The following is a 1,649-nucleotide window of genomic DNA, read 5'->3' as shown; positions in this document are numbered from 1 at the left end:
AAGTTTTTTTGTGGTTAATAGCATTAAATCAATAAAAACGGAAGTTTTTACTTATAAATTTTTGACAATACGTAGAGTTAAGTGGGAGTATGAATATGATTTACGTGACCAAGATTTTAGTGTGGAATATGATAATCAAGATAATCTAACTGGTCAAGCTGCTCAAGAAGAGATGGAAAGAATTTTATCTAAAGTCACAATTGATATAGACCAGTCAATTGGCGAATTAAAAACTGCATTTTTAGCGGCGATCACTGTTGATTCGGCGGAAATAGAAGAATGGGATTTTGAAGTTGAATTTGAAGATCAAACAACAATTGGTGCAAAATTTGACCGCTCTTAGTTAAAAGTAAAAAACAAAGACTCTTCTCACTTATAAGTGAGAAGAGTCTTTGTTTTGAAAATGGTTGCTGAGCTAAATCGCTATCACTTATATGTATCATATGCTTGTTCTTGGGCGAATTGGACGTTGATTATGCGTCAGTTAAAAGGTCTAGAAGAGGTGATTTCTGTATCTGTTGTCAGTTCCTAGCGTGTGACCTTTTTCCCGATCCGACAGATATATGAACATTTATCTCATTACTTGATATGATGGAAGAGGACTACTTTCCATTACCGAAATATATCGTTGCCGATGTCGGTTATGGAAGTGAACAAAACTATCGTGACGCATCAAATTAATGTGAGCGTACCCCATTGATTACATACAATCAATACCGAAAAGAAAAGATGAAGAAATATAGAGAGAATCTCTTAAATACTGCGAATTGGACCTATAACTCTGTCGTGAATTCTTATCTGTGTCCGAATGAAAAGCAATTAAATTATATTTATGATTCGACTCGAATAGATCAATATAGTTTTAAACGACAGTTTAAAGTCTGTGAATGTGAAGATTGTAAAAGGTGCTTATTGAGAGAGTTGTGTATATCAGCTAAAGAAGGGAATATTCGCAGATTGTACTACAATAAAAAAATGGGAAAGTCAAAAAGCATACGTGAGAGAAAAGCTTTCAGATGATAAAATAGATGATATCTATCGTAAACGTAAAATAGATGTTGAGCTATTCCTCGGGTTTCTGAAGGCAAATTTGGCTTTCACTCATTTATTTTTAAGGGGTAAATCCAAAGCACACAATGAACTTGGTTATGCGTTATTGGCAGTGAACTTAAGGAAGTTTACTGACAATAACACTAAGACTTCAATAAACAAAAATAGACATAAAAATAAAATGGTTCTATTTACGACAAAACCGTAAATAGAACCATTTTTTACTTAGTAAGACTAGTTATATCTCAGCCTCACTGAATAATATTTAATATAAAACGCCGAATCTAATTTATTTGTGGTATCAATTATTGTGATGATTAGCAAGTGCTTTTTAAGTTTATAGTTTAAATTGTGGTAAATTAATTTTGTCGAAAGAAAGTGGATTTTGTCGAACGAATTAGCTGTCATTTTTTTAGAAGTGAGTATATAATTTAAATTAATGTAGAAGTAATAACCAATATATTTAGGTGTGTAATGGTAATAATTATTTTCATAAAACAAAGGAGTTTAAAAAATATAATTATAACCTGCATTATTCATAACTTGATTTTTTATAGGTGATTTGCCCATTAAATTGCCAAAAGTGAATGCCAGTTAGG

General features: G+C 31.6%; 4 protein-coding genes. All 4 read left to right on the top strand.

Annotated elements, in window-relative coordinates; genetic code table 11:
* Nucleotides 1–343: YusW family protein (locus ABD814_RS12785; RefSeq protein ID WP_344913984.1), on the top strand; the 343-nt coding region annotated here is incomplete at its 5' end.
* A gap of 54 nt (nucleotides 344–397) precedes the next feature.
* Nucleotides 398–532 (top strand): hypothetical protein, encoded by a 135-nt coding sequence (locus tag ABD814_RS12780; protein WP_344913981.1) that lies wholly within the window; start codon nucleotides 398–400, stop codon nucleotides 530–532.
* A gap of 197 nt (nucleotides 533–729) precedes the next feature.
* Nucleotides 730–1,020 carry a transposase gene (locus ABD814_RS13355; RefSeq protein ID WP_486303629.1) on the top strand — a complete coding sequence of 97 codons (291 nt, stop codon included), beginning with the start codon at nucleotides 730–732 and terminating at the stop codon, nucleotides 1,018–1,020.
* Complete coding sequence (locus ABD814_RS13345) at nucleotides 947–1,258, top strand: transposase (protein WP_425549087.1); 312 nt, start codon at nucleotides 947–949, stop codon at nucleotides 1,256–1,258. Before ABD814_RS13355 ends, ABD814_RS13345 begins: the two co-directional genes overlap by 74 nt.
* The last annotated feature ends 391 nt before the right edge of the window (nucleotides 1,259–1,649 follow it).

The sequence above is a fragment of the Amphibacillus indicireducens genome (assembly GCF_039539605.1).
Classification (GTDB): Bacteria; Bacillota; Bacilli; order Bacillales; family Amphibacillaceae; genus Amphibacillus; species Amphibacillus indicireducens.
Note: the sequence above shows the minus strand (reverse complement) of the source record. Positions and strands in the feature narration are given on the sequence as shown.

Excerpts from the sequence above, each read along its gene's own strand:
- ABD814_RS13355 (WP_486303629.1), top strand. The coding sequence starts at position 730 with ATGAAGAAATATAGAGAGAATCTCTTAAATACTGCGAATTGGACCTAT.